The organism is Streptomyces sp. T028 (assembly GCF_048159505.1).
GTDB lineage: Bacteria > Actinomycetota > Actinomycetes > Streptomycetales > Streptomycetaceae > Streptomyces.
The window spans coordinates 82,560-106,695 of record NZ_JBLRVZ010000001.1 but is presented as its reverse complement, the minus strand read 5'-3'; the positions used below and the strand labels follow the sequence as shown (position 1 = coordinate 106,695).

Genomic DNA, 24,136 nt, shown 5'->3' with positions numbered 1-24,136 from the left:
AGGGGCGGGGCCCGGTGACCACACCGGGCCCCGCCCTTCTTGTCGCGGATGGGCCGGGCCGAGCGCAGCATGGAATGGAATGGAGGGGACGGACACCGACAGGGGCGGGCACGAGCACGAAGAAAGGGGGTGGACACCATGGCCAAGTTCATGGACGTCCACCACAACATGAAGGGCATCACCCGCGAGCAGCTCATCGAGGCGCATCAGAACGACCTCGCGATAGAAGCGGACGAGCGCGTGCATTTCGAGGCCGCCTGGGCGGACCCCGAGTCCGGCGTCGTCTACTGCCTCTCCGAGGCCCCGTCGGCGGAGGCGGTCCAGCGCATCCACGAGCGCACGGGCCACAGGGCCGACGAGGTCCACCCGGTCCCGCTCCGGGTGTGAGCGGCTCATTGTGCACCGGGGGGAAACCTGCATGATGGAGGTCCGTCAGGTGGAGGGGGACACACCATGGACAGGCCGACTTCCGATGCGCAGGTGATGGTCGCGGAGGCGCGCAAGGCGTTCTTCGTGATGTTCGGGTTCCTGGCGCTGGTCTGGCTGACGCAACTGGCCAACTTCGCCGACGACTACGCCCCGGCCCGCGAGTACGGCGTCGTCTCCGGCGACCTCGGCACACTCCCCCACATCCTCACCGCGCCCTTTCTGCACTGGAGTTGGGCCCACATCGAGAGCAACTCCGGCCCGCTGTTCATCTTCGGCTTCCTGGCCGCGTACCGCGGGGTGCTGCGTTTCCTCGGGCTGAGCCTGCTGGTGGCGGTGACCAGCGGGCTGGCGGTCTGGTTCTTCGAGGGCGGGAACGTGGAGACGGTCGGCGCGAGCGGCCTGATCTTCGGCTACTTCGGCTACGTCGTCGTCCGCGGCCTCTTCGACCGCCACCTGATAGACACGCTCATCGGCATCGTGATGGCGGCGTCCTTCGCCTACATGCTGACGGTGGCGGTCCCCGGCACGCCCGGCATCAGCTGGCTGGCCCACCTGGGCGGCCTCGTCGGCGGCTTGCTGGGCGCCTGGCTTTTCCGCGCCCGCCATCCCAGGAAGATGCGGGACAAGCCGTCCTCTCCCGGCACCACCGGCAACCCCAGGGCAGACCTCCACAAGGAACTCGGCGACCTGGGCCTGCTGTGAATCGGACGCCTGTATACGCCGTCGGTCATGTCGGGGTGGACACCATGACTGACGGGAGCTGTCGGACCCGCCGGTGTCACGGTGATCAGGAGCCGGGACGCCTCGGGGGGTAGTGGCGCTGTCCGCGCGCCTCGCCAGGTCGCGGAGGCGCTGCCGGGGCAGTGACCGCAGTGGCTGGGCGCCGCTGGCACGAACTCGACCGGCGGTGCACCGTGCGGAGGTGGACTGCCCCTCACACGGTCATGACCCGAACGTCATACTGCGGGATCCACTTGTCCCGCGTCACCAGGGTCATTCCTTCGATCTGGGCCTGGGCGACCAGTATCCGGTCGAAGGGATCCCGGTGATGCGCCGGAAGCCGGCCTGCCCGTACCCCATGCCCGGCTGTGATGGGCAGGCCGGTGAACTGACTGTCGCGTACCCGCTCGGCCAGGTCTTCCGGCCCTTCCAGTTTCCCGAGGGACTGCTTGATGGCGATCTCCCACGGTGATGCCGCGCTGACGTACACCGCGGGTTCGGTGTCGAGGAGATCCTTGATCTCACCAGACAGCTCAGCGGAGTCGTCCAGCCACCACAGGACCACGTGGGTGTCGAGTAGCAGTCGCATCAGCGCATCCCGAAAGCGTCGGCGATGTCGTCGGGCAGCTCATCGAAATCGTCGGGGATGCGGATCTGTCCCCGGAGCGAGCCCCGACCGGTCCGCTTCACCTTGGGACGCAGAGGCACGACCTTGGCCACCGGCTCCCCCGCCTTGCTGATCACGACCTCCTCACCGGTCGCGACCTGCTCCAAGATCCGCGAAAAGTGCGTCTTGGCCTCATGAACGTTGTACTGACGGGCTGCTTCCATGGCTGCCTCACGATGCGACCAGCGAGTGGACCAAGCGCTGGACTGGTGGACTAAGTACTGGACTAAGGGTAGCCCTCCGAGAGGCGCAGCGCACCCATCGCGCTCCCTACCCGGTGATCACGGCCATGCTCGGCTCACTCCAGGCTACCTTTCTTGATCTCGGCGATGAGGTCGAGACCCTCCTGCAACGCATCGTCGAACTCGGGGTCGTTGAAGGCGCGGATGCTGCCTGCATACGTCTTGATGACGTCGGCGACCTGGTGGAGGTCGGTGGCCGTGGCAGTGTCCAGGGCACGAGCGAGGTCGGCTTCAAAGCTCTCGGCGTCACCCGGGAAGCCCCGCCCGTCCCGCAACGCGGAACGAATGTCGGCCACAGTCCTGAGGTGCGGCGGTCCCGGGTGCGGTGTCTCGGCGTACTGCGCACTCATACATCCTCCTCGGGCCAGGTATGCGCCCGACGACCGTAGTCGCGCTCACGGGTCGATCACGAGCGGGACGGCCACGCTCATACGTCCTCGCGCTGCCGCACGGCGAGCGCCACGGTTGCCTGGACGCGCAGCGATGGACCCTCGTCCAGCCCCAGCACCACGGCGGGGTCACGCCCGTGACACTGTTCACTCCGTACGCTGGCGACGACGCGCCACGCTCCCCACGCTCTCACCCACTGGCCAGGCCGCACCAGGGCCGCAGCGACCTCACTCTCGACGGGCTCGGCCACGATGTCCGGTGCCTTCAACTCGGCGTACACCGTCTTCCCAATCCCACCCGCGCGCTTCTCGACGCCCCATCGATGCGCCAACGCCTCCACGAGGAGCAGCCCGCGCCCGCCCGTCTCCTCGTCGCCAGGCGCCCGCACTTCGGGCGTGCCGGAACCGGCGTCGCTGACCTCCAGCCGCAGCAGCCCTTCCGCCGGCGAGCGCGCGATCCGGACGCCCACCTGCCGGTCGCTCGGTACGGGCACGCGCAGCGCGTTGGTCACCAGCTCGGAGAGCACCAACTCCGCGGTTTCCAGGACGTCCTGGCCGACACCCCACCCGCCGAGTACGGCGTGTAACGCGGCCCGGGACCTCGGCACGCTTCGACGGGACCGGGACAGCCGGAAGGTGACTTCGTTCGAGCTGAAGCTCTCTGGCATGACGCCCCCTGAGGGTCGATAGCTGTTGATCAAGTTGCCGCGAGCCGAGAGAAGTTCCGACTCCCGCCGTGACGAGCGTGCCGCGAAACAGCAGGACTGCGCAACGTTGAAGGTAAGGCTGGGCTTCAATTCACCCTTTCGAGTAATCTGCGGGCAGCCCAGCGACAGCCCTGGTAGGGAGTCACGTATGGCAAATGTCAAACCATCCACCGTGCTTGGGCGCCAACTGGGCGACGAGCTAAGGCGCTTGCGTGAAGCCACAGGCTTGACCACCATGCAGGCGGCCGATGCGCTCGACTGCACCAAGGGGAAGATCAGCCGCATCGAGAACGGCCACGTGCCCGTGCGCACCCCGGACCTGATCGCTCTCATGCAGACGTACGGGGTAGAGGACCCGGAGACACGCGAGCGTCTCGGCACCCTCGCGCGCAGAGCCAACCGGCGTCGCCGCGAGGGCTGGTGGCATCAGTACGGTGCCGTCCTCGCTGACACGTACCGCGACTACATCGAGATGGAGAACATCTGCGACGGCATCAAGACATTCCAGGCTCAGCTGATCCCGGGGCTCCTCCAGACACCCGAATACGGACGGGCAGTCACAGTGGCCTCTCGCGCGTGGCAGACAGCGGAGGAGATCGATCAGTTCGTGCAAGTGCGCATCACCCGGCAGGAACGGCTCACTGGTGAGGCCCCGTTGCAGCTCTGGGCCGTACTCGCCGAAGGCGTACTCCGCCAGGCGGTCGGAGGGCCCACCGTGATGCGTGACCAGCTTGAACACCTGGCGGCAATGGCCGAACAGCCCAACATCACCGTCCAGGTACTGCCGTTCTCGCGCGGTGCGCACTCGGGTATGTTCGGCCCGTACCTGCTGCTGAGCTTCCCGCGGGTGTCCTCACTGGACCTCGTCCTGACAGAGACCCCGATCGGCAACATCTGGATGGAGCACGAGTCCGAGGTAGCCCACTACCGCGAACTCTTCGATGACGCTCGCACGTCCGCGTTGCCGCCCACAGAATCTCTCGGGCTGATCCGTCACATCGCCAAGGAGGGCACACCATGAGCCTGGACCGCCGCCCCTCGCATGTCGTCGCAGAAGCGATATGGCGCGTCAGCAGCTACAGCGGCGGACAAGGCGAGTGCGTCGAGGTCGCCGCCAACTACCTCACTCTCATCCCCGTCCGCGACAGCAAGCGCCCCACCGGCCCCGCACTCGCCTTCTCCCCCAGCGCATGGACCGCCTTCGTCGATCACCTACGCTGAACGAAGCCCGGCGCCTCACGAAGTGAGACTGTGCCCCACCCGTGGGCACGCCCGTCACGCCTCCACCTCGGGTGGGCGCCACTGCCCCGACGTGAACGCGCTCAGCAATTGCCGACCGGCGACCGTGAACGGGTGGTCGGAACCCAGACTGCGTTCCCGTCTGGCCACGACGTCCGTCATCAACTGTGTCCCCGCGTCCACATGACCGAGCACGACCTCGGAGGCGGACAGCAGGACGAGCAGGCTTGAGCGGGAACGCAGGGTCAACGGGTGCTCAGGGCCCAGCGTCAGGCGTCGGCCGGCGACCGTAGACCGGAGGAGCGAGAGCGCCTCGTCCCGTCTGCCGAGATTCCTTCCGCCTTCTCGTCGCCCTCTTCAGCATCGCGGACACCCGCAGGCGGATGCTGTACTGCGCCGGGGGATGTGGTCACGCGTGGCACAACCTGCCGGATCCGCCATGGGACGCAACCTAAGTGACTTCTTGTAGCGGGCAGTACGGCAGGATGCTCGGGCCTCATCACTTCGGGGAAGGAACCCATGGACTCGACGGATGGCGTCATCAATCTGATCCACCTGGCCGACCTGCCCGGCACCAGCGGCCACAGTGTCTCCGTGCGCGTCCTGGGTCGCTTTCAACCCGGAATTCTGACCGGCCACGACTTCCTCGATTGCGAGATCGTCGTCGTGGCGGAATCGGTGAACGCCTCCTTCTCCGTGACCCTCCTCCCTGAGGACCTGGAGGACTGGGAGAGCGCCTTGGCAACCCTGGAGTCCGGTCGATGCGCGTTGTGGCTCGAATCCGGGCGGACCCCCTCGATGAAGTTCAAGCCCGACGAGAGCCGCGGGTTCTGGGTGTCCGTTCACGACGGGCCGTCGTCAGGAGTCACTGTCACCATCCCGCTGTTCGCGCCACCGGAGGCATGGGCCGGCGAGCAGCGTGACCTGCTCGCCCGGGTACGCGAGGTCTATCCGCGAGAGGTCGTCGAGACGTCACCCGGTTCCTACGAGTGGCGGCGTGCCACAAACGCCTGACGGCCCAGCGCCAGCAGAAAGCCCCCGTCCCGCGAGGAAGTCGCAGGTCGGGGGCTTAAAGTGTCCGCTTACTTTTTCTTGCCCTGGTTCTTGACCGCCTCGATTGCTGCGGCTGCTGCCTCGGGGTCGAGGTAGGTGCCGCCCGGGGTCAGGGGGTTGAAGTCGGCGTCCAGTTCGTAGGACAGGGGGATGCCCGTGGGGATGTTCAGGCCCGCGATGTCGGCGTCGGAGATGCCGTCGAGGTGCTTGACCAGGGCGCGGAGGCTGTTGCCGTGGGCCGCGATCAGGACCGTGCGGCCGGCCAGGAGGTCGGGGACGATGCCGTCGTACCAGTAGGGGAGCATGCGGACGACGACGTCCTTCAGGCACTCCGTGCGGGGGCGCAGCTCCGGGGGGATGGAGGCGTAGCGGGGGTCGGCGGCCTGGGAGAACTCCGAGTCGTCCGACAGGGGGGGCGGGGGGGTGTCGTAGGAGCGGCGCCAGAGCATGAACTGCTCCTCGCCGAACTCGGCCAACGTCTGGGCCTTGTCCTTGCCCTGGAGGGCGCCGTAGTGGCGCTCGTTCAGGCGCCAGGAGCGGTGGACCGGGATCCAGTGGCGGTCCGCCGACTCGAGGGCGAGCTGCGCGGTGCGGATGGCGCGCTTCTGGAGGGACGTGTGGACCACGTCGGGCAGCAGGTCGGCGTCCTTCAGGAGCTCACCGCCGCGGACCGCCTCCTTCTCGCCCTTCTCGTTGAGGTTGACGTCCACCCAGCCGGTGAACAGGTTCTTCGCGTTCCACTCGCTCTCGCCGTGGCGGAGGAGGATCAGCTTGTACGGTGCGTCGGCCATGGCTATGAGCGTAATCCACCGTCCTGATGCGGTGCGCCCCTGCTCGTACCTCGGACGGTTCCTCGGACGGTTGACTGGTTCTGTTAATCGGCTCGCCTCCGGCACCTTCGGCTTCGTAAGGTCTCAGCATTACTTACGGCACTTACCAACGGGGGCTTCGCCATGTCCGTCACCGCACTCAGACGTGCCGCCCGCGAGACCCTCTCCGGGCTGCCTCGTGAGTTCTGGTGGTTGTGGACCAGCACGCTCGTCAACCGGCTGGGGGGTTTCGTCGCCACCTTCATGGCGCTGTATCTGACGCTCGACCGCGGGTACTCCGCCTCCTACGCCGGGCTCGTCGTCTCGCTGCACGGGCTGGGCGGGGTCGTCTCCTCGCTGGGCGGCGGGGTGATGGCGGACCGGATCGGGCGGCGGCCCACGCTGCTGCTCTCCCAGACGTCCACGGCCGCGTCCGTCGCCGTCCTCGGGTTCGTCACCGATCCCGTCGCCATCGCCGGTGTCGCGTTCGTCGTCGGTGCCGCGTCCAACGCCTCGCGGCCCGCCGTGCAGGCGATGATGGCCGACATCGTGCGGCCCGAGGACCGGGTGCGGGCCTTCTCCCTCAACTACTGGGCGATCAACCTCGGCTTCGCCGTCTCCTCCATGGCCGCCGGGTTCATCGCCGAGGTCAGCTACCGCGCCGGGTTCCTGCTCGAGGCCGGAATGACCTTCGTGTGCGCCGTCGTCATCTTCCTCAAGTTGCCCGAGTCCCGGCCGGAGCGGGAGAGCAAGGCGGTGCGGGAGGAGTCCGCCGGGCTCGGGAGCGTGGTGCGCGATCTGCGGTTCATGAGTGTCGTCGGGCTGTCGTTCCTGGTCGCGCTCGTCTTCCAGCAGGGGGCCGTCGGGCTGCCGGTGGCCATGGGCGCCGCCGGGTTCACGCCCGCCGACTACGGCTTGGCCATCGCCGTGAACGGTGTGCTGATCGTGGTGCTCCAGATTCCCGTCACCCGGTTCATCGAGCACCGGGATCCGCGGCGGCTGCTCGTGATCTCCTCGGTCCTCGCGGGATACGGCTTCGGGCTCACCGCCTTCGCCGGGTCGGTCGGCGTGTTCGCGCTCACCGTCTGCGTGTGGACCCTCGCCGAGATCGTCAACGCGCCGACCCAGACCGGGCTCGTCGTCGCCCTGTCCCCCACCCACGGACGCGGGCGCTACCAGGGCATGTACACCCTGTCCTGGGCCGTCGCCTCGCTGGTCGCGCCCGTGATGTCCGGGTTCGTCATCGACCGGTTCGGGGCGGAGTGGCTGTGGGGAGCGTGCGCGGTCCTCGGTACGGCGGCGGGGGTCGGGTACGCCGTCCTCATGCGCGGCATGCCCTCGGACGAGCCGTCCGCGGACGCGCCGACCGCGGACGCGCCGGCCCCGGGGCGGTATGCGCGGAAGTCCGCCGTCCGCTGATCGTCCCCGGCTAGCGTCCTGGCATGGACGAGACACAGAACACACAGAGAGCACACGACGACCAGGGCAACGACCACGGCATCGACTCCGGCACCTCCCTCACCCCCTCCAGCCGGCGCGGCCGTCGCGTCGGGCGTCTCACGGCCGCCGTCGCGGGGGCGGCGGCCCTGGTGGCGCTGAGCGTCGGCGCCGCCCTCGCGGCCGGTGAGGACGACGGCGAGACCCCCCTGCCCACGGTGAGCGAGTCCACCCAGCCCGCCGACACCGGGGGCAGCACGGGAGGCGACGACGGTGGATCCGTCGGCGTCAGCGAAGGCACCGACGGCAGTGCGGGCGGTACGGGCGGCACCGACGGCGGCACCGATCCCGACGCCACCGAGACGCCCGTCGACCCGCAGCCCAGCACCGGCTCACCGGCGGATCTGGAGGAGCTGAACCGTCGTATCGCCGAACTCGACGCCAAGGTCGACCAGTTGCCGACCAAGAAGGAGCTGGCCGACGCCCTGCGCGCGTTCGCCGATCAGCTCGACCCGTAGTCCGTGGCGCTCGGGGACTTCCGGGGTCGGTCGGCCGGGCGCTGTGTCAGGTGCGCGAAGGCGTCCAGGTTGCGGGTCGGCTCGTCCCGGGAGACCCGCCACGCGTACTCCCTGCGGATCGCGGAGGCGAAACCCAGCTCCAGCAGGGTGTTGAAGGCACCGTCCGCCGCCTCCAGGACCTGTCCGAGGAGGCGGTCCACCTCGTCCGGCGTCACGGAGGACAGAGGGAGGCGGGCCGTGACGTACACGTCGCCGAGCTGGTCGACGGCGTAACTCACGCCGTACAGCTTGAGGTTGCGCTCCAGGAGCCAGCGGTGGACACCGGGCTCGTTCTCGTCGGGGTGGCGGATGACGAAGGCGTTGAGTGAGAGGGAGTGGCGGCCGACGAGGAAGGAGACCGTCGTCTTCAGCTTGCGGGTGCCGGGGAGCTGGACGACGTAGGAGCCGGGGCGGGGGCTCTCCCACTCCAGCTCCGCGTCCTCCAGGTACGCCTCGATGACCTGTGCTGCGCTCTTGTCCGCGTCACCCATGCTGGGAGCGTACGTGACGGCGGTGGGCCAAGGTCGCGGCCGTGTAGACGTCGGCGGTGGCGGCCGCGGCCGTGTCCCAGCCGAACGACTGGGCGTGGGCGGCTGCGGTCGTGCCCATGCGGGCGGGCAGCTCCGGGGTGTCGGCGAAACGTTCCAGTACGCGCGCGTACGCCGCCGGGTCGTGGCCCTGGACCAGGAAGCCCGTCTCGCCGTCGCGTACGGCCACCGGGAGGCCGCCGACCGCCGCCGCGAGCACCGGGGTGCCCGCCGCCTGGGCCTCTATGGCGACCAGGCCGAAGGACTCGCTGTAGGAGGGGACGACGAGGAGGGAGGCGGCGCGGAACCAGTCCGCGAGCTTCTCCTGGCCGACGGGCGGGCGGAACCGTACGACGTCCGCGATGCCGAGGCGGGCGGCCAGCTTCTGCAGGCCCTCCGGCTTGGCGAGGCCGCTGCCGCTGGGGCCGCCGACGATCGGTACGACGAGCCGGGAGCGGAGGTCGGGGCGTACGTCGAGGAGTGCGGCCACGGCGCGGAGGAGGACGTCCGGGGCCTTCAGGGGCTGGATGCGGCCCGCGAAGAGGGGGACCAGGGCGTCCTGCGGGAGATCCAGGCGGGCGCGGGCGGCGGCGCGGCCGTCGGCCGGGGAGAAGCGGTCGAGGTTGACGCCCGGGTGGACGACCGCGACCTTGCCGGGGTCGGCGCTGTAGTGCCGTACGAGTTCGTCGGCCTCCTCCGCCGTGTTGGCGATGAGGCGGTCGGCGGCGTCGACGATCTGCGTCTCGCCGATGACACGGGCGGCGGGCTCGGGGGTGTCGCCGTCGGCGAGGTTGGCGTTCTTGACCTTGGCCATGGTGTGCATGGCATGCACCAGGGGGGCGCCCCAGCGCTGGGCGGCGAGCCAGCCGACGTGGCCGGAGAGCCAGTAGTGGGAGTGGACGAGGTCGTAGTGGCCGGGGCGGTGGCCGGCCCAGGCCTGCATCACGCCGTGCGTGAAGGCGCACAGCTGGGCGGGGAGGTCCTCCTTGTTGAGTCCCTCGTAGGGGCCGGCGTCGATGTGGCGGACGAGGACGCCGGGGGCCATCTCCACCTTCGGGGGGAGCGCGGCGGCGGTCGCGCGCGTGAAGATCTCCACCTCGATGTTGATCGCGGCGAGGCGCTGCGCGAGCTCCACGATGTAGACGTTCATGCCGCCGGCGTCGCCGGTGCCGGGCTGGTGGAGCGGTGAGGTGTGCACGGAGAGCATCGCGACACGGCGGGGGCGGCGGTGGAGCCTGAGCCGCGGGGGCGTTGCCGGAGAGCGACGCCCGAACCTGCTGGCGTACTGGCTCACGTGGCGTTCCTCCTTGCTGCGGGCATGCCGGACGGAGGGGGCGAAAGCCCTCCCAGGGGGCTGGAACGCCGGAGGGAGGCGTTCCCATTCCGGGCGGGACCGGAGGGGAGGGGATTTTTGCCTGAGCGTTACCAGGATCGCTCAACCGTTCGAGCCTCGCGGGCGTCCGCCGGGCGCGTCATCGCCCGCCCGGCGCACCGCCTACCCTCGTATGTCATGACCTCCCGCGCGTCCCTGCGCATTGTGGGCACCGTCACGCGCGGGACCACCAACCCCAACCGGCTGCGCCGCATGGACCGCTGGATCGCCGCGACGCACGGCGCCGAGCTGCGGCGCGCCGCCGATCCCGTGGCCGTCGACCTCGGGTACGGGGCGGCGCCCTGGACGGCCGTCGAACTGCTCGGCCGACTGCGTTCCGTCGCGCCACGCGTGCGTGTCGTGGGCGTCGAGATCGAACCCGCGCGGGTCGCGGCCGCGAAGCCGTACGAGCGTGACGGGTTGTCCTTCCGGCACGGCGGGTTCGAGCTGCCCCTCCCCCAGCGGCCGCACCTGGTGCGCGCGGCCAATGTGCTGCGGCAGTACGACGAGGAGCAGGTCGCCGGGGTCTGGGAGCGGCTGTGCGCCCGGCTCGCGCCGGCCGGCGGGGCGTCGGGGAACGACGGGGCCTCGGGAGGAGGGCTGCTCGTCGAGGGGACCTGTGACGAGATCGGGCGCCGGCACGTCTGGGTCGCGCTCGGGCCCGAGGGGCCGCGCACGGTCACCTTCGCGGCCCGGCTCGCGTCCCTGGAACGGCCCTCGGACCTCGCGGAGCGGCTGCCCAAGGCGCTGATCCACCGCAATGTGCCGGGCGAGCCGGTGCACGCCTTCCTGCGCGACTTCGACCGCGCCTGGGCCGCCGCGGCCCCCTACGCGTCGTACGGCGCCCGCCAGCGCTGGATCCGCGCGGTGCGCGACCTCACGGCGGACTGGCCGGTGACGGACGGGCCGGTGCGGTGGCGGCAGGGGGAAGTGACGGTGCGATGGGGGGCGTTGGCGCCGCTTCGGTGAGGGCCGTTGAGGGCCGTATCGCCGAGTGCGGGTCCGTTTCGCCGCGTACGGATCCGTATCGTCGCGTACGGATCTCGCCGCGTACGGGTCCGTTTCGCCGCGTACGGATCTCGTCGCGTACGGATCCGTATCGCCGGCCGTTAACTCTTTCGTGGTCCCCGGGAACGATCTCCGTGAGTCGTTCGTCACATTGGCGGGGCGATCATCATTCCGGGGAGTGCCGCGGAGTGAGGGGGGAAGGGCTCCACCTGTCGGCTGGAAGGGCTCAGCTGTTCGGTACCTGTCGGTTCCGGGGCTGACTCTGTCACTTTCGGCCGTGACGTGGCACGATCCCCCGAGCGCCGTAAGTTACTGACGGGAAATCAGTTTGGGGGACGAGGTATGGGTCCGGGCAAGCGCGGTCTGTTCGCGATCGCGGTGGCGGTCGTCTGCGCGGTGACCGTGCTGGGGGCACCCGGCGCGGCGTTCGCGAGCCCGAGCAGCCCCAGCAGCCCTACGCCGTCCCCGACGGCGACCACCGCCCCCGACCTGACCCTCCCGCCCAGCAGGGACCTGGAAGAGGTCCGCGAGAAGCTGGAGACGCTCTACCACGACGCCGCGGTCGCCACCGACGCCTACAACGCGGCGGAGGAGGCGGCGAAGAAGCAGTCCGCGGAGATCGTCGCCCTGGCCCAGAAGATCGTCGAAGGCCAGGAACGGCTCGCCGAGTTGAAGGACCGGGCCGGAGCCGCCGCCCGCTCCCAGTACCGCACGGGCGGGCTGCCCGACGAGGCCCAGCTGATGCTGAGCGACGACCCGAGCGATTTCCTCAACGGTGCCGGCCGGGTGCTTCAGGGCCAGCGTGCGACCAAGGGCCTGATCGCGGAAGTGACCCGCACCCAGGAGGACTTGGAGCAGTACTCCGCGGACGCCTCGGCGCAGTGGACCAAGCTGGAGGCCAATCGCAAGGCCAAGGCGGCGGCCCAGAAGAAGGTCGAGAAGCAGATCGCGGCGGCCGAGAAGCTGGAGTCCCAGCTGGAGAAGGCCGAGAAGGAACGCCTCGCCAAGCTCCAGGAACAGGCCGACCAGAAGGCGCAGACCGCCTGGCTGGACACCGGCATCCTCGACGAGATCGACGGCAAGGCGAGCGCGGCGGGCAAGCAGGCCATCGCGTACGCGACCGCGCAGATCGGGAAGCCGTACGTGTGGGGCGCCGAGGGCCCGGACTCCTTCGACTGCTCCGGGCTGACCTCCGAGGCGTGGAAGAGCGCCGGGCAGACGATCCCGCGCACCTCCCAGGAACAGTGGAAGCAGCTCGAGCACGTCGCCATCGAGGACATGCGCCCCGGCGACCTGATCATCTACTTCGGCGACGCGAGCCATGTCGCGCTGTACGTGGGCGACGGCGCGATCATCCACGCCCCGCGTCCGGGCCGTACGGTCACTCTCGCCGGTGCGGGCACGATGCCGATCCTCGCGGTGGTGCGACCGGACGCATGAGGCGAAATCCCCAAAAGGGTTCAATCGCCCACCTCGTGACCCCCGGCACGTGACACAGGGCACCTCCCTCGGTACCCCAAACCCCTTACGGACGTGACGTTCGTCATCCCCGCCCCCGTACCGGCCTGCCCAACTGCGGTAGGGAACGCGGCATATGACAGTGGCCTGAGATCAAACGGCGTGCCGTACACCATTCCGCTGCGGCGCCTTCTGCCGCTATGGTCCCGGTCGGTGGGTCGAGGTCCCTCGTCCCCGCCGTGCCCTCGGGGGGAGGGAAGGAACCCGACACCATGTCCGCACCCGTACCGCGGCAGAGAGCGATCCCGGCCGCGGAGTGTGGTCAGGCGCAGGCCGTGCCCGCCGCAGGCGGCCCCTCCGACGACGTGGACCCGCCCCGGCGGGAAGCCGCCCGCAAGAACGAGACCGTTCGCGACGCCGCGACGGCCGACAACGACCCCGCGCCCACCACGCTCACCCTGCTGCTGATCGAGGACGACCCCACGGCCGCGCCGATCGTCCCCGATCTGGTCGACTCGGACGGCAAGCCGATCCGCGTCCGCACCGCCCGCAACCTCACCGAGGCCGAGCGGCTGCTCACCGACGACGTGCACTGCATCCTGCTCGACCTGGCGCTGCCCGCGCCGGGCCGGGCCGCGAAGGCCGGCGAGACCGACGAGGAACTCGCCGTCCTGCGGCACGTCCTGCGGCTCGCGCCCCGGCACGCCGTGCTCGCGCTCACCGCCTCCGGCGACGCCGAGCGCGGTGCCGAGGCCGTGCGCGTCGGCGCCCAGGACTATCTCTTCCGGGACGAGCTGGACGGCCGGCTGCTGAGCCGCGCGATCCGCTACGCCGTTGAGAGGAAACGTTCCGACACGGCCGAGCGGAGGCTCGCCGAGGGCAAGCTGCGCGCCCAGGAGAACGCCCGGCTGGAGCGCGGACTGCTGCCCACACCCCTCCTGGAGGGCTCCCCGCTGCGCTTCGCCGCCCGCTACCGCCCCGGCCGCTCACGCGCGCTGCTCGGCGGTGACTTCTACGACACCGTCCGCACGCCCGACGGCACGGTCCACGCGATGATCGGCGACGTCTGCGGGCACGGCCCGGACGAGGCGGCGCTCGGCGTGGAGCTGCGCATCGCCTGGCGGGCGCTGACCCTGGCGGGGCTGTCCGGCGACGAGCTGCTCAACACGTTGCAACAGGTGCTGGAGCACGAGCGGGACGACGACGAGATCTTCGCGACGCTGTGCACCGTCGACATCGCGCCGGACGGGCGACGGGCCGGGCTGTACCTGGCCGGGCACCCGGCGCCGCTGGTCGCCGGGCCCGGCCTGCCGGCGCGGCTGCTGCCGCAGGAGAACAACGGGCCCGCGCTCGGGCTGCTGCCGGGCGCCCGCTGGCCTCGGATGCAGGTGGAGCTCGGGGCGGCGTGGAGCCTGATGCTCTACACCGACGGGCTGATCGAGGGGCGGGTCGGCGCGGGGCGCAAGGAGCGGCTCGGGCAGGACGGGATGGTGGAGATGATCCGCCGGCAGCTCGGGGAGGGGTTGAGCGGGGAGGAGCTGCTGCGGGCCGCGGTGAGTGAGGTGCGGGAGCTCAATGGGGGGGAGCTCACGGATGATGTGGCTGTGGTGCTGTTGGATCGCGTGCCGTAGCGCTCCGCTGGGGGAGCCGAAATCGGGGCGTCACCGTGGGTGTTGCGGGTCGGCTGCCGTGTGCGGGCCGTTTGTGGCTGGTCGCGCCCACGCGGCGGAGCCGCATATCAACGCAGCCCCGCGCCCCTGAGGGCTGCGCCCCTGCGGGGCGCCCCCATCCCCTTCTACCGGCCGCCGTTGTACGGGCCGTACGGGCCGTCGCTGCTGGAGCCGCCGCCTCTTTGGCTGCGCCCGCCGCCCGGGAGGGAGCGGAGGGCCGGGCGGACGTCGACCATGTAGACGATCGTCGCGACCAGGCCGATGACCGGCAGGAACGACAGGATCGGGAAGATCAGGTTCACCACGAAGGCGATCCCGAGGATGATCATCCAGAAGGGCTTGGTCTGCTTGTCGGCGGCCCGGTAGCCGTCCTCGCGGCGGATGGCCGCGTCGATCAGAGCGAAGCCGCTGAACACGATCAGGGCCAGGCTCAGCAGCGACATGAACCCTGCGAACCCCTGCATCAGCACTACATCCACCACCCGATTCGGCACGACCCGGCTCGTCCTTACGCGGTCACCGTACCCGCAACCGCGCTCTCGTTACCCGTACAACGGGCCGGGCACCGAATGAGTGCCCGGCCCGTGACCGTATGTCCGCGTTGATGTCCCTGTCGGCCTCGACGCCGGCGGCGCGTCTCACTTCGCCGGAGGCGTCGTCTTCTTCGCGGTGGTGGCCTTGCGGGCGGCCGGGGCCTTCTTGGCGGCCGTCTTCTGCGTGGGCGCCGGCACGGGCGCGGCCTTGGGCTTGGCCTCGGCGACCGGGGCGGGCTTCGGCTCGGCCTTGACCTCGGTGGTGCTCGCGGCCTTGGGCTCGTCCTTGCCCTCGACGGCGATCGCCAGTTCCTCGATCTCGTCTGCCGCCTCGCCACGCCAGGTCTTCACGGCCTGCTCGCCGTGCTCGGCGACCTTCTCGTAGGTCTCGCGGGCCTTGACCGCGTACTCGGCGGCGACACCGACACCGCGCAGCGCGAGGTCCTGGGCGGACTCGCCGAGCTTCTTGATGTCGGCGTCGAGCGTGGTGCCGAGCTTCTTGATGTCACCGTCGAGGGTGGCGATGAACTCGTTGACCTTCGTCTGGAAGGTCTCCTGCGCCTCCTTGGCCTTGGCACCGGCCTCCTTGGCACGGGCGGCGGCCTTCTCCTGCACGGCCTTGGGGTCGGTGTTGCGCACGGCCTCGATACGGGCCGGGGCCTCGGCGCGCAGCTGCTCCACCAGAGCCGGCACCTTCTTCGCCTGCTGGAGAGCCAGGTCGGCGGTGCCTGCGGCGAAGTAGAGCGGGGTGGGGTCGCTGAAGGTCTTGCGCAGGTCGTCGGTGATGGCCATGGTTGTAGATCCTCCCGGATTCACGTTCGTCGTGTTTCGCGTGTCTGCGTGTTTCGCGTGTCTGCGTATTGCGCGTGTTCGTCGTCTTCGGCTGAAAGTCGTACGGGTCCGCAGTCGGGCGGCCGGTCCCCTGGTCCGGTCAACTGGCCGTCTGCTGCGGATCGGCGTCGCCGTCGTCTCCCGGCGGGCTCTCCTGGCCGATCTCGAATCCGTTCTCCTTGCGGAAGGACTCGTAGATCTGCAGCAGTGCCTGCTTCTGCGCCTCCGTCAGGGTGGGATCGGCGAGGATGACCGCGCGGGTCTCGACCTCGTCCCGGTCCCGCTCCGCGTCGAGGATGCCGGCCCGCACGTACAGCGTCTCGGCGGAGATCCGCAGGGCCTTGGCGACCTGCTGCAGCACCTCCGCGCTCGGCTTGCGCAGCCCGCGCTCGATCTGGCTCAGATAGGGATTGGACACCCCGGCGGCGTCGGCGAGCTGCCGGAGCGAGAGCTTTGCGTTGCGCCGCTGCTCGCGCAGGTAGTCACCGAGGTTGCCGACGTTGAGCGATGCCATGCCTCCACTGTGCACCAACGCCGCTAACTATTGCAAGCACCTGCTTGCAATAGTGTGTCGCGTCACTGGGGCCGACACTTGAGAATTGTTCACCGAGGTGCCGGAGCTATTCCGCCCAGGCGGTCGGTGAGAGCTTGCGCCGTCTCGATGACTTGCCTTCCGATCTCTTCGAGGCGGTCGTGTGTCACGCGGGAAGCCGGGCCGGAGATACTGACCGCCGTGACAACGGCCCCGCTGTGGTTGAAGGCCGGTGCCGCCACGCAGCGGATGTCGAGTTCGTTCTCCACATCGTCGATGGCGTAGCCGCGCTCGCGGATGCGGGCGAGTTCGGCGTGCAGTTGCTCGGGCGAGGTGAGGGTGGCTGGTGTACGGGCGGGCATGCCGGCCGCTATCACCTTGTCGAGGACATCGTCGGCGGCGTGGGCGAGGAAGGCCTTTCCAGTGGCGGTGCAGTAGGCGGGCTGGCGCCCGCCGACCCGGGAGTGCATGCGTACGGCCTGGGGGCTCTCGACTTTGTCGATGTACACGATCTCGGGGGGATCGAAGCTGACCAGGTGCACCGCTTCGCGCACGTCCTGGGCGAGCTGGTGCAGCAGTGGGGACGCCGTGCGCCGGATGTCGAGGCGCTCCAGGTAGAGCTGCCCGAGCAGGGCGTTCTGCGGCCCGAGCCGGTAGTGGCCGCTTTCCTGATCCTGGTCCACCAGCCGCGTCTCACGCAGAGGGCCGACGAGCCGCAGCACGGTGGATTTGCTCATCTGGAGCCCGGTGGCGAGGTCGGTGAGCGAGGTCCCCTGCGGATGGCCGCCGTCTTCGGCCAGGTACATCAGGATGCTCAGCGCACGTCGCAGGGATGACGAGGAGTTGCGACGGGCCCCTGGCACGTCAGGGGTCTGGTTCGCGCTGTCGGGCGAAGGCACGCCGGTTCCTCCCGCGGAGATGCGTTGCGAGGGCGATCAGCCCCTGCGGGCCCACTGCGGGGACCCAACCGGCAGCCTACCGTACTGCATAGCAAAACGAAATGTCACATGTTGAAATCGACCGTTGACGACCATGGGGCGCCGGGCTAACTTCTCCCCAACGTTATGCGAAACGCGATTTTGCATAGCGGAACACAGCTGGCGGTCGATGGTGATCACCCCCTTCTCCGGCCGTCCCGGCTCACCCTCAAACCCTCCCGGAAGGGAATGCCTGGCATGAGATTTCGTCACGGTACTCGCAATCTGATGGCGATTTGTATCGGTGTGACCGCTGTCGCATCGTTGGCCGCCTGCACCTCCAGCAGCGCCACCTCGGCTGCGAACCAGCAGTCCTCGACGCTGCAGGACGTCGTCAAGCGCGGCACCCTCAACGTCGCCAGCTGCCTGACGTTCCCGCCGTTCGGCTCGATGGACAAGAACAACAAGCCCCAGGGCTTCGACGTCGACGTCGCCACCGCCATGGCCACCGCCCTCGGCGTCAAGGTCAAGATCGTCGACACCACGTCCGCCAACCGCATCCCCAACCTGCAGACCAAGAAGGTCGACGCGGTGGTCTGCAACTTCACCACCACCGCCGAGCGGGCCAAGCAGGTCGCCTTCAGCAGCCCTTACATCGTCGCGGGCGAGGTGATGCTCGTGAAGAAGGCCAGCGGCATCTCCACCCTCAAGGACCTCAGCGGCAAGACCGTCGCCGTCACCAAGGGCTCCACCAACGGCGACGCCGTCAAGGCCGGCAACCCCCAGGCGAAGATCCAGGAGTACGACACCTCCGCCGCCGCCGTGCTCGCCGTCAAGCAGGGCCAGGCCGACGCCATGGTCGAGGACTCCAACTTCCTCAACTTCCAGGCCAAGCAGGACTCCTCCCTCAAGGTCACCGAGGACTCCGTGGTGCCGCTGGAGTACAACGGCATCGGCGTTCCGCTGGGCGACGCCACCTGGCTGCAGTGGGTCAACACGTGGCTGCGGGAGTTCAACACCTCCGGACAGGCCGACGCCCTCTACAAGAAGTGGTTCGGCGTCGACCGTGTCTTCCCGCTCAACCCGTCCTACTGAGTCCGGTTGGGCGGCGGCCCCTCCCCTGCCGCCGCCCAGGGAGGAGTCCCATGTTCGTTGACTGGACCTACGCCCTGAGGGACTGGGCCACCTATCTCGACGCGGCCTGGCTGTCTCTGAAGCTCTCGCTCGAAGCGTTCGCCCTGGCCTTCGTCCTCGGGCTGCTCGGCGCGCCGGCCCGCAGATCCCGCTACGCGCTCCTGCGCGCGCCCGCCGCGGTCTACGTCGAGGTCATCCGCAACACCCCCGTGCTGCTGCAGATGTTCGTCGCCTACTTCGCGCTGCCTTCGGCCGGTCTGCGGCTGAGCCCGGTGCAGGCGGGTGTGCTGGCCCTCGGCGTCAACGTCGGCGCGTACCTCACCGAGATCTTCCGCGCCGGCATCCAGGCCGTGCCCCGCGGCCAGCGTGAAGCAGCTCGGGTACTGGCACTGAGCCCGACTCGCACCTTCGCGCACGTGGTGTTTCCGCAGGCCCTGCGCAACGTCTACCCGGCGGTGGTGAACCAGCTGGTCCAGATCATCCTGGGCTCGTCGCTGCTGTCCGCCATCTCCGTTCCCGAGCTGACCGGCACGGCGATGGTCATCAACTCCCGCACGCTGCTGACCGTGCAGGTGTTCGGTATCGCCGCGGTGCTCTACCTGGTCCTCACCAACGCGGTTGTCCTCGTGGCGGGACTCATCGGGCGGGTCGCCTTCAAGCCTCCCCTGCGCCCCTCGGAGCGGACCCGTCCTCTCAGCGCTGTACGCCGTCTGCTGCCGGCGCGTTCCACCCGTCCCGTCCAGAAGGAGGCGTGATGGACTGGTCGGTCATCTGGTCGAACCGTGAACTGTATGTCTCCGGCCTGTGGGCCACCGTGCTGCTCTCGCTCGCGGCGATCGCCACCGGCACCCTGCTCGGGCTGGTCGTCGCGGCCGTACGCACCAGCCGCATCCCGGTCCTGGCCCAGCTCACCCGGGGCTATCTGGAGGTCTTCCGCGGCACCCCGCTGCTGATCCAGATGCTCTTCATCTACTTCGGCGCGGCCTACCTGGGCCTCGTGGGCATCACCGTCTTCGGTGCCGCCCTGCTCGCCCTGACCCTTTATCAGGGCGCCTACATCGCGGAGATCTTCCGGGCCGGCATCGAGGCGGTGCCCCGCGGCCAGTGGGAGGCGGCACGGGTGCTGGGCCTGCCCCGCATCCAGACGTTCGTCAGCGTCATCCTTCCCCAGACCCGGGCGATCGTCCTGCCCCCGCTGGTCGGCCAGTACCTCTCCCTGATCAAGGACACCTCGATCGCCGTGGTGATCGGCTACGTCGAACTGGTCCGCCAGGGCCAGGCGGTCATCGACCGCGTGGGCGACCCGGCGACCTCCTACCTCGCCGTCTCCGTCCTGTACTTCGTTGTCTGCTACCCGCTGTCGCTGCTTGTGCGGCGCATGGAGCGAAAGGCTGTCACCGCATGATGATCACCGACCCCGCCGCCCAGCAGAAGGCGGTGACCACCTCGCGGATCTCACTGTCCGGCGTTCACAAGCGCTTCGGCGAACTGGAGGTCCTCAAGGGCGTCGACATCGACGTCGAGCCGGGCGAGGTCGTCGTCCTGATCGGCGCCAGCGGCTCCGGCAAGAGCACCCTGCTGCGGATCATGTGCGACCTGGAGCGCGCGGACAGCGGCGAGGTGTGGGTGGGCGGTGTCCCGTTGCACGACCGCAAGCGCGCGCCTGAGATCTTCGGGCACGTCGGGATGGTCTTCCAGCAGTTCAACCTCTTCCCCCACAAGACCGCTCTGGGCAACGTCACGCTCGCCCTGCTGAAGGTCAGGAAGCTCTCCCGCGCCGAGGCAGAGGAGCGCGGCCGGGCCGCTTTGAAGCGGGTCGGGCTCGCCGACAAGGCCGACTCCTACCCCGCCCAGCTCTCCGGTGGCCAGCAGCAGCGCGTCGCCATCGCACGCGCGCTGGCCATGGACCCAGCGATCATGTTCTTCGACGAACCGACCTCCGCTCTCGACCCCGAACTCGTCGGTGAGGTCACCGGTGTGATGCGTTCCCTCGCCGAGGAGGGCATGACCATGGTCGTCGTCACCCACGAGATGCGCTTCGCCAAGGACACCGCCGACCGGGTCGTGTTCATGGACGGCGGCGTCGTCCTCGAGCAGGGCTCGCCCGAGCAGGTCTTCGGCAACCCGGCCGAGCAGCGCACCCAGCAGTTCCTGCACCGCGTCCTGGACACGTGAGAGGCATTCCTTCCGTCCCGACACTTCTTTGTGAAAACCCGCAGAAGGAACCCTCGTGCTCATGCCACCCACCTCTCCCCGCGCGCCCTCCGGCTCCGAGTCCAAAGCCGACGTGGTGTGCATCGGGGAAACCATGGCCGTTCTCAGCCCCCCGGACGCCCGGCCTCTCGCGCTCCAGAGAGCACTGGCGCTGGCCGTGGGCGGAGCGGAGTCCAACGTGGCCAGCGCTCTCGTCGCCCTGGGGCACAGCGCCGCATGGCTGGGGCGCGTGGGCGACGACCCCCTCGGACGGCGCGTCCTGGAAGACCTGACCGCCCGCGGCGTCGATGTCTCCGCCGTCGAGACGGACCCGGTGCGGCCGACCGGCGTCTACTTCAAGGACACCGGCCCCGAGGGAACCGGCACGTACTACTACCGCCGGGACTCCGCGGCAGCCGCCATGGACCCCGGCCTGGCGGGCCTTCCGCTGCTGCACCGGGCCCGGGTGCTGCACCTCTCCGGCATCACCCCCGCACTCTCGGACAGTTGCGCCGAGCTGGTCACCCACATCATCTCCCGGCGGGCCGTCCCGGGTCCGGTCATCTCCTTCGACGTCAACTACCGCCCGGCTCTGTGGCGGCATCGCCCGGCCGAGGCCGCTCCGGCGCTGCTGGAGCTGGCCCGCGGCGCCGACCTCGTGTTCGTCGGACGCGACGAGGCCGAGACCCTGTGGGACACCCGCACGGCGCAAGAAGTCCGCGGTCTGCTCGGCCCCGGGCCCGTACTGGTCGTCAAGGACGCCGGGCACGGAGCCACGGCGTATGGCGCCGATGGTGAGGAAACCTTCGTCCCCACCCCCGCCGCCCAGGTCGTCGAACCCGTCGGAGCCGGCGACGCCTTCGCTGCCGGCTACCTCGCAGCATTCCTGGAAGGCCGCACCCCGGCGAACGGACTACGCCTGGGCCACCTCGTGGCCGCCGCGACGCTCAGCACCCGGGAGGACGTCCCCACTGTCCTGACCCGCGACACGCTCGACCGCCACCTCGCACTCGACAACGAGGCCTGGTCCGCCCTGCGCCTGACCTGACACCCCCCCATTTCCCCACAAGGAGCACCCACGATGAGCCAGACCGCGATCCCGACGAGCGAGATCCGCACCGACCAGGCCCCCGCACCGGCCTGGGTCTTCTCCCAGGGCGTGCGCAAGGGACCGATCCTGCAAGTCTCCGGTCAGGGACCCCAGGACCCGGCCACCGGCGCCTACCTCCACGAAGGCGACGTCGGAGCCCAGACCCGCCGCACCCTGGAGAACGTCCGCGCCATCCTCGAAGCAGGCGGCGCCCAGGTCTCCGACGTGGTGATGTTCCGTGTCTACCTGACTCGGCGCGCGGACTTCGCCGCGATGAACGAGGTCTACGCCCAGTTCATCGAAGAGCACGTCAAGGACGGGCCGAAGCCGTGCCGCACCACGGTCTTCGTCGAACTGCCGCATGAAGTCATGCTCGTCGAGATCGACGCCCAGGCCGTCGTCGCCTGACGAACGGGACACCCAAGCCCATGAACACGACGACGCCGCACACCCCCGGTATCGACACCGAACGGGTCACGGCCCTGGCCGGCGACGTCCTGGACTGGCGGTTCAAGGCCGTACCCGCCCACGCGTGGGGCAGTACCGTGGCGCAATTCCTGGCCACGAAGCCGACGCTGGACGACCTCGGCACCCCGCTGCTCACCCTCGACGCGTCCGCGCTGGAACACAACCTGCACACCATGGCCGCCTGGTGCGCCGCGGCCGACGTGGACCTCGCCCCGCACGGCAAAACCACCATGGCACCGGCACTCTGGCAGCGCCAACTGGCCACCGGGGCACGGGCCATCGCCCTCGCCAGCCTTGCCCAGGTCCGCGTCGCCCGCGCCTTCGGCGTACAGCGCATCCACCTGGCCAACTCCCTCCTCGACCCGGCTGGGCTGCACTGGATCACGGCCGAGCTGGACCGCGACCCGCTCTTCTCCTTCACCTGCTGGGCCGACTCAGTCCTCACCGTCGGCCTCGTCCGGCAGGCCCTCACCGACCGACCGGCGAGCGCGCGGCCACTCGACGTGTGCGTGGAACTCGGCGCCAACGGCGGCCGCACCGGAGCCCGCACCCTGCAGAAGGCACTGGCCACGGCTCAGGCGATCCACGCCGCCCCCGGTATGCGTCTGGTCGGCGTGAGCGGCTACGAAGGCGCACTCGCCCACGACGCCTCACCGGCCTCTCTCACGGCAGTCGAGAACTACCTGCGCAAGATGGCCGAGCTCCACGACCGGCTGCGCGACGAAGGCTTGCTGGACGCTGCCGACGCCACAGCAGACACAGTGATCACAGCGGGAGGCAGCGCGTACTTCGACACCGTCGTACGCGAACTCGCCCCCGTCCGAAGGTCGGGCACCCGGATCCTCCTGCGGTCAGGCGCCTACATCGTTCACGACGACGGCTTCTACCGCACCATCTCGCCGCTCGCCCGAGGCGCGGGTCCTGTACCGCTGCGCAGCGCCATGCACGGCTGGGCCCGGGTGATCTCCCAACCCGAACGAGCCCTCGCACTGCTGGACGGAGGAAAGCGGGACTTCCCCTTCGATGAAGGCCTGCCCGAACCTCAACTCGTGCGAGGAGCCGCCCGGTTGCGTGATCGCGGTCGCGTCACCGCCCTCAACGACCAGCACACTTTCCTGCGCGACGCCGACGTCCGGGTCGGCGACATCGTCCGCTTGGGCCTGTCGCACCCGTGCACAGCTTTCGACAAGTGGAACCTCATCCCCGTCATCGATGACGCGGACGCCGCGCAGCCTCACATCGTCGACATGGTGAGGACCTTCTTCTGATGACCGACCGAAAGCAGTCAGCCGCCGTGAGTTCCTCCTTCCTGCCCGCGCTGTCCGCGGACCGCGTCATCGCCGTGATCAGGGCCCCCGAGATCCCCGACGCCGCGGCGCTCTGCGCCGCACTCGCAGAAGGAGGAATCCGGTGGGTCGAGTTCACCTTCACCACCCCCGACCTCACCACCCACCTGCAGCGTGCCTCAGCACACGACGAATCCCGCATAGGCGCCGGCACGGTCATGACGGGCGTTCAGGCCCAGGCGGCGATCGAGGCGGGAGCCACCTACCTGGTCACTCCCGGCTGCCGCCAAGAGGTCGCCGAGGCCGCCGCCCGAGCCGGTATCCCCGTGGTCATGGGAGCGTTGACGCCGACGGAGGTCGCTCACGCTCTGGACCTCCAAGCCGCCGCAGTGAAGATCTTCCCGGCCCATTCCCTGGGACCCCGCTACTTCAAGGACCTCGCCGGCCCCTATCCCGGCGTCCCCCTCGTCGCCTCCGGCGGTGTCAACAGCGCCAACGCCGCCCAGTTCCTGGCCGCCGGAGCCCAGGCCGTATGCGCCGGCTCCGAGGTAGTCCCCGCTTCCGCCATCGCCGCCGCCGACTGGTCCACCATCACCGAACGCGCCAGGCGCTTCATGGAAACGCTGTAGCCCCGGCTGGCGGACTTGCACCTGCGCCGCCGACTGGCCGCCGCCCCGGCTCGGACGCTGTGGCTTGTACGCAAGTCACGTCGGCGTTCCGACACGAGACTGTCTCTGCCGAGGCGGTTGAAGAGGTCCGGCCAGCTGACCAAACGCGTGCTGGAGTCCGCTCTCGAAGGTGAGACCACCGACCACCTCGGCTACGAGAAGCACGACCTCGCCGGTCAGGGACGCAAACGCTGGACGCC

31 protein-coding genes are annotated in these 24,136 nt (G+C 69.5%); 19 read left to right on the top strand and 12 right to left on the bottom strand.

The window, feature by feature from the left end; all coding sequences use genetic code 11:
* Positions 1–138 precede the first annotated feature (138 nt).
* The gene (locus ACLZN2_RS00595; RefSeq protein WP_416976301.1) at positions 139–387 is read left to right on the top strand and encodes an SCO4226 family nickel-binding protein; all 249 of its coding nucleotides are present in this window, start codon (positions 139–141) and stop codon (positions 385–387) included.
* Between the two features lie 66 nt (positions 388–453).
* Positions 454–1,131, top strand: coding sequence for a rhomboid family intramembrane serine protease (locus ACLZN2_RS00590; RefSeq protein WP_416976300.1), 678 nt, complete (start codon positions 454–456; stop codon positions 1,129–1,131).
* A 232-nt stretch (positions 1,132–1,363) separates the two neighbouring features.
* Here ACLZN2_RS00590 and ACLZN2_RS00585 read toward each other — a convergent pair whose 3' ends face one another.
* From ACLZN2_RS00585 to ACLZN2_RS00570, 4 genes are all read right to left on the bottom strand, one after another.
* Positions 1,364–1,738 (bottom strand): type II toxin-antitoxin system VapC family toxin, encoded by a 375-nt coding sequence (locus ACLZN2_RS00585; protein WP_416976299.1) that lies wholly within the window; start codon positions 1,736–1,738, stop codon positions 1,364–1,366.
* The gene (locus ACLZN2_RS00580; RefSeq protein ID WP_416976298.1) at positions 1,738–1,980 is read right to left on the bottom strand and encodes a type II toxin-antitoxin system Phd/YefM family antitoxin; all 243 of its coding nucleotides are present in this window, start codon (positions 1,978–1,980) and stop codon (positions 1,738–1,740) included. The genes ACLZN2_RS00585 and ACLZN2_RS00580 overlap by 1 nt, the downstream gene beginning before the upstream one ends.
* A gap of 134 nt (positions 1,981–2,114) precedes the next feature.
* Positions 2,115–2,408, bottom strand: a complete 294-nt coding sequence (locus tag ACLZN2_RS00575) for a DUF6247 family protein (RefSeq protein WP_416976297.1) — start codon at positions 2,406–2,408, stop codon at positions 2,115–2,117.
* A 77-nt stretch (positions 2,409–2,485) separates the two neighbouring features.
* Positions 2,486–3,055, bottom strand: a complete 570-nt coding sequence (locus ACLZN2_RS00570; protein WP_416976296.1) for an ATP-binding protein — start codon at positions 3,053–3,055, stop codon at positions 2,486–2,488.
* A gap of 247 nt (positions 3,056–3,302) precedes the next feature.
* Between ACLZN2_RS00570 and ACLZN2_RS00565 the strand changes: the two genes are divergently transcribed.
* Together ACLZN2_RS00565 and ACLZN2_RS00560 are read left to right on the top strand one after the other, a co-directional pair.
* Positions 3,303–4,175 carry a helix-turn-helix domain-containing protein gene (locus ACLZN2_RS00565; RefSeq protein ID WP_416976295.1) on the top strand — a complete coding sequence of 291 codons (873 nt, stop codon included), beginning with the start codon at positions 3,303–3,305 and terminating at the stop codon, positions 4,173–4,175.
* Positions 4,172–4,375: a DUF397 domain-containing protein gene (locus ACLZN2_RS00560; RefSeq protein WP_416976294.1), complete on the top strand. Its 204-nt coding sequence runs from the start codon at positions 4,172–4,174 to the stop codon at positions 4,373–4,375. Before ACLZN2_RS00565 ends, ACLZN2_RS00560 begins: the two co-directional genes overlap by 4 nt.
* 54 nt (positions 4,376–4,429) lie before the next feature.
* On the opposite strand, the gene ACLZN2_RS00555 is transcribed toward ACLZN2_RS00560, so the two are convergent.
* A complete protein-coding gene (locus tag ACLZN2_RS00555) occupies positions 4,430–4,642 on the bottom strand; it encodes a hypothetical protein (RefSeq protein ID WP_416976293.1) in 213 nt (70 codons plus the stop codon).
* Between the two features lie 113 nt (positions 4,643–4,755).
* Here ACLZN2_RS00555 and ACLZN2_RS00550 point away from each other — a divergent pair, with 113 nt between their 5' ends.
* Positions 4,756–4,848, top strand: coding sequence for a hypothetical protein (locus tag ACLZN2_RS00550; RefSeq protein WP_416976461.1), 93 nt, complete (start codon positions 4,756–4,758; stop codon positions 4,846–4,848).
* A 64-nt stretch (positions 4,849–4,912) separates the two neighbouring features.
* A complete protein-coding gene (locus tag ACLZN2_RS00545; protein ID WP_416976292.1) occupies positions 4,913–5,407 on the top strand; it encodes a DUF5959 family protein in 495 nt (164 codons plus the stop codon).
* 68 nt (positions 5,408–5,475) lie between these two features.
* Here ACLZN2_RS00545 and ACLZN2_RS00540 read toward each other — a convergent pair whose 3' ends face one another.
* On the bottom strand, positions 5,476–6,237 hold the full coding sequence (locus tag ACLZN2_RS00540) for a phosphoglyceromutase (RefSeq protein WP_416976291.1): 762 nt from the start codon (positions 6,235–6,237) through the stop codon (positions 5,476–5,478).
* Between the two features lie 162 nt (positions 6,238–6,399).
* Here ACLZN2_RS00540 and ACLZN2_RS00535 point away from each other — a divergent pair, with 162 nt between their 5' ends.
* Together ACLZN2_RS00535 and ACLZN2_RS00530 are read left to right on the top strand one after the other, a co-directional pair.
* A complete protein-coding gene (locus ACLZN2_RS00535) occupies positions 6,400–7,674 on the top strand; it encodes an MDR family MFS transporter (RefSeq protein ID WP_416976290.1) in 1,275 nt (424 codons plus the stop codon).
* 23 nt (positions 7,675–7,697) lie between these two features.
* The gene (locus tag ACLZN2_RS00530) at positions 7,698–8,210 is read left to right on the top strand and encodes a hypothetical protein (RefSeq protein ID WP_416976289.1); all 513 of its coding nucleotides are present in this window, start codon (positions 7,698–7,700) and stop codon (positions 8,208–8,210) included.
* Here the strand turns inward: ACLZN2_RS00530 and ACLZN2_RS00525 are convergent.
* Both ACLZN2_RS00525 and mshA read right to left on the bottom strand, forming a co-directional pair.
* Positions 8,195–8,740, bottom strand: coding sequence for a YbjN domain-containing protein (locus tag ACLZN2_RS00525; protein WP_416976288.1), 546 nt, complete (start codon positions 8,738–8,740; stop codon positions 8,195–8,197). The genes ACLZN2_RS00530 and ACLZN2_RS00525 overlap by 16 nt on opposite strands.
* The gene (mshA, locus tag ACLZN2_RS00520; RefSeq protein WP_416976287.1) at positions 8,733–10,070 is read right to left on the bottom strand and encodes a D-inositol-3-phosphate glycosyltransferase; all 1,338 of its coding nucleotides are present in this window, start codon (positions 10,068–10,070) and stop codon (positions 8,733–8,735) included. The genes ACLZN2_RS00525 and mshA overlap by 8 nt, the downstream gene beginning before the upstream one ends.
* A gap of 216 nt (positions 10,071–10,286) precedes the next feature.
* Between mshA and ACLZN2_RS00515 the strand changes: the two genes are divergently transcribed.
* The 3 genes from ACLZN2_RS00515 (at position 10,287) to ACLZN2_RS00505 (ending at position 14,245) form a co-directional block, all read left to right on the top strand.
* Positions 10,287–11,117, top strand: a complete 831-nt coding sequence (locus ACLZN2_RS00515; RefSeq protein WP_416976286.1) for a class I SAM-dependent methyltransferase — start codon at positions 10,287–10,289, stop codon at positions 11,115–11,117.
* A gap of 381 nt (positions 11,118–11,498) precedes the next feature.
* Positions 11,499–12,596, top strand: a complete 1,098-nt coding sequence (locus ACLZN2_RS00510; protein ID WP_416976285.1) for an NlpC/P60 family protein — start codon at positions 11,499–11,501, stop codon at positions 12,594–12,596.
* A gap of 290 nt (positions 12,597–12,886) precedes the next feature.
* Positions 12,887–14,245, top strand: a complete 1,359-nt coding sequence (locus ACLZN2_RS00505) for a PP2C family protein-serine/threonine phosphatase (RefSeq protein WP_416976284.1) — start codon at positions 12,887–12,889, stop codon at positions 14,243–14,245.
* Between the two features lie 164 nt (positions 14,246–14,409).
* Here the strand turns inward: ACLZN2_RS00505 and ACLZN2_RS00500 are convergent, their stop codons facing one another.
* The 4 genes from ACLZN2_RS00500 to ACLZN2_RS00485 all read right to left on the bottom strand — a co-directional run bounded on the left by ACLZN2_RS00500 (position 14,410) and on the right by ACLZN2_RS00485 (position 17,079).
* Positions 14,410–14,748: a DUF2516 family protein gene (locus ACLZN2_RS00500; protein WP_416976283.1), complete on the bottom strand. Its 339-nt coding sequence runs from the start codon at positions 14,746–14,748 to the stop codon at positions 14,410–14,412.
* Positions 14,749–14,922: 174 nt separating this feature from the next.
* Positions 14,923–15,609: a hypothetical protein gene (locus ACLZN2_RS00495; protein ID WP_416976282.1), complete on the bottom strand. Its 687-nt coding sequence runs from the start codon at positions 15,607–15,609 to the stop codon at positions 14,923–14,925.
* Positions 15,610–15,748: 139 nt separating this feature from the next.
* Complete coding sequence (locus ACLZN2_RS00490) at positions 15,749–16,162, bottom strand: helix-turn-helix domain-containing protein (RefSeq protein WP_416976281.1); 414 nt, start codon at positions 16,160–16,162, stop codon at positions 15,749–15,751.
* Between the two features lie 89 nt (positions 16,163–16,251).
* Positions 16,252–17,079, bottom strand: coding sequence for an IclR family transcriptional regulator (locus tag ACLZN2_RS00485; protein WP_416976280.1), 828 nt, complete (start codon positions 17,077–17,079; stop codon positions 16,252–16,254).
* A 324-nt stretch (positions 17,080–17,403) separates the two neighbouring features.
* Between ACLZN2_RS00485 and ACLZN2_RS00480 the strand changes: the two genes are divergently transcribed.
* The 8 genes from ACLZN2_RS00480 to ACLZN2_RS00445 all read left to right on the top strand — a co-directional run bounded on the left by ACLZN2_RS00480 (position 17,404) and on the right by ACLZN2_RS00445 (position 23,897).
* The gene (locus ACLZN2_RS00480) at positions 17,404–18,192 is read left to right on the top strand and encodes a transporter substrate-binding domain-containing protein (RefSeq protein WP_416976279.1); all 789 of its coding nucleotides are present in this window, start codon (positions 17,404–17,406) and stop codon (positions 18,190–18,192) included.
* A gap of 50 nt (positions 18,193–18,242) precedes the next feature.
* Complete coding sequence (locus tag ACLZN2_RS00475; RefSeq protein WP_416976278.1) at positions 18,243–18,986, top strand: amino acid ABC transporter permease; 744 nt, start codon at positions 18,243–18,245, stop codon at positions 18,984–18,986.
* Positions 18,986–19,636 (top strand): amino acid ABC transporter permease, encoded by a 651-nt coding sequence (locus ACLZN2_RS00470; RefSeq protein WP_416976277.1) that lies wholly within the window; start codon positions 18,986–18,988, stop codon positions 19,634–19,636. The genes ACLZN2_RS00475 and ACLZN2_RS00470 overlap by 1 nt, the downstream gene beginning before the upstream one ends.
* Positions 19,636–20,406 (top strand): amino acid ABC transporter ATP-binding protein, encoded by a 771-nt coding sequence (locus ACLZN2_RS00465; protein ID WP_416976460.1) that lies wholly within the window; start codon positions 19,636–19,638, stop codon positions 20,404–20,406. Before ACLZN2_RS00470 ends, ACLZN2_RS00465 begins: the two co-directional genes overlap by 1 nt.
* Positions 20,407–20,467: 61 nt before the next feature.
* Entirely contained in the window at positions 20,468–21,472 is a 1,005-nt protein-coding gene (locus tag ACLZN2_RS00460) for a sugar kinase (RefSeq protein WP_416976276.1), read from the top strand.
* 33 nt (positions 21,473–21,505) lie between these two features.
* Positions 21,506–21,922 carry a RidA family protein gene (locus ACLZN2_RS00455; RefSeq protein ID WP_416976275.1) on the top strand — a complete coding sequence of 139 codons (417 nt, stop codon included), beginning with the start codon at positions 21,506–21,508 and terminating at the stop codon, positions 21,920–21,922.
* A 20-nt stretch (positions 21,923–21,942) separates the two neighbouring features.
* Positions 21,943–23,250, top strand: coding sequence for an amino acid deaminase (locus ACLZN2_RS00450; RefSeq protein WP_416976274.1), 1,308 nt, complete (start codon positions 21,943–21,945; stop codon positions 23,248–23,250).
* Positions 23,250–23,897 (top strand): bifunctional 4-hydroxy-2-oxoglutarate aldolase/2-dehydro-3-deoxy-phosphogluconate aldolase, encoded by a 648-nt coding sequence (locus ACLZN2_RS00445; RefSeq protein WP_416976273.1) that lies wholly within the window; start codon positions 23,250–23,252, stop codon positions 23,895–23,897. Before ACLZN2_RS00450 ends, ACLZN2_RS00445 begins: the two co-directional genes overlap by 1 nt.
* Positions 23,898–24,136: the final 239 nt, after the last annotated feature.

Coding starts and splice junctions, on each gene's coding strand:
- ACLZN2_RS00595 (WP_416976301.1), top strand. CDS start 139: ATGGCCAAGTTCATGGACGTCCACCACAACATGAAGGGCATCACCCGC.
- ACLZN2_RS00590 (WP_416976300.1), top strand. CDS start 454: ATGGACAGGCCGACTTCCGATGCGCAGGTGATGGTCGCGGAGGCGCGC.
- ACLZN2_RS00585 (WP_416976299.1), bottom strand. CDS start 1,738: ATGCGACTGCTACTCGACACCCACGTGGTCCTGTGGTGGCTGGACGAC.
- ACLZN2_RS00580 (WP_416976298.1), bottom strand. CDS start 1,980: ATGGAAGCAGCCCGTCAGTACAACGTTCATGAGGCCAAGACGCACTTT.
- ACLZN2_RS00575 (WP_416976297.1), bottom strand. CDS start 2,408: ATGAGTGCGCAGTACGCCGAGACACCGCACCCGGGACCGCCGCACCTC.
- ACLZN2_RS00565 (WP_416976295.1), top strand. CDS start 3,303: ATGGCAAATGTCAAACCATCCACCGTGCTTGGGCGCCAACTGGGCGAC.
- ACLZN2_RS00560 (WP_416976294.1), top strand. CDS start 4,172: ATGAGCCTGGACCGCCGCCCCTCGCATGTCGTCGCAGAAGCGATATGG.
- ACLZN2_RS00545 (WP_416976292.1), top strand. CDS start 4,913: ATGGACTCGACGGATGGCGTCATCAATCTGATCCACCTGGCCGACCTG.
- ACLZN2_RS00540 (WP_416976291.1), bottom strand. CDS start 6,237: ATGGCCGACGCACCGTACAAGCTGATCCTCCTCCGCCACGGCGAGAGC.
- ACLZN2_RS00535 (WP_416976290.1), top strand. CDS start 6,400: ATGTCCGTCACCGCACTCAGACGTGCCGCCCGCGAGACCCTCTCCGGG.
- ACLZN2_RS00530 (WP_416976289.1), top strand. CDS start 7,698: ATGGACGAGACACAGAACACACAGAGAGCACACGACGACCAGGGCAAC.
- ACLZN2_RS00525 (WP_416976288.1), bottom strand. CDS start 8,740: ATGGGTGACGCGGACAAGAGCGCAGCACAGGTCATCGAGGCGTACCTG.
- ACLZN2_RS00515 (WP_416976286.1), top strand. CDS start 10,287: ATGACCTCCCGCGCGTCCCTGCGCATTGTGGGCACCGTCACGCGCGGG.
- ACLZN2_RS00510 (WP_416976285.1), top strand. CDS start 11,499: ATGGGTCCGGGCAAGCGCGGTCTGTTCGCGATCGCGGTGGCGGTCGTC.
- ACLZN2_RS00505 (WP_416976284.1), top strand. CDS start 12,887: ATGTCCGCACCCGTACCGCGGCAGAGAGCGATCCCGGCCGCGGAGTGT.
- ACLZN2_RS00500 (WP_416976283.1), bottom strand. CDS start 14,748: ATGCAGGGGTTCGCAGGGTTCATGTCGCTGCTGAGCCTGGCCCTGATC.
- ACLZN2_RS00495 (WP_416976282.1), bottom strand. CDS start 15,609: ATGGCCATCACCGACGACCTGCGCAAGACCTTCAGCGACCCCACCCCG.
- ACLZN2_RS00490 (WP_416976281.1), bottom strand. CDS start 16,162: ATGGCATCGCTCAACGTCGGCAACCTCGGTGACTACCTGCGCGAGCAG.
- ACLZN2_RS00475 (WP_416976278.1), top strand. CDS start 18,243: ATGTTCGTTGACTGGACCTACGCCCTGAGGGACTGGGCCACCTATCTC.
- ACLZN2_RS00470 (WP_416976277.1), top strand. CDS start 18,986: ATGGACTGGTCGGTCATCTGGTCGAACCGTGAACTGTATGTCTCCGGC.
- ACLZN2_RS00465 (WP_416976460.1), top strand. CDS start 19,636: ATGATCACCGACCCCGCCGCCCAGCAGAAGGCGGTGACCACCTCGCGG.
- ACLZN2_RS00460 (WP_416976276.1), top strand. CDS start 20,468: ATGCCACCCACCTCTCCCCGCGCGCCCTCCGGCTCCGAGTCCAAAGCC.
- ACLZN2_RS00455 (WP_416976275.1), top strand. CDS start 21,506: ATGAGCCAGACCGCGATCCCGACGAGCGAGATCCGCACCGACCAGGCC.
- ACLZN2_RS00450 (WP_416976274.1), top strand. CDS start 21,943: ATGAACACGACGACGCCGCACACCCCCGGTATCGACACCGAACGGGTC.
- ACLZN2_RS00445 (WP_416976273.1), top strand. CDS start 23,250: ATGACCGACCGAAAGCAGTCAGCCGCCGTGAGTTCCTCCTTCCTGCCC.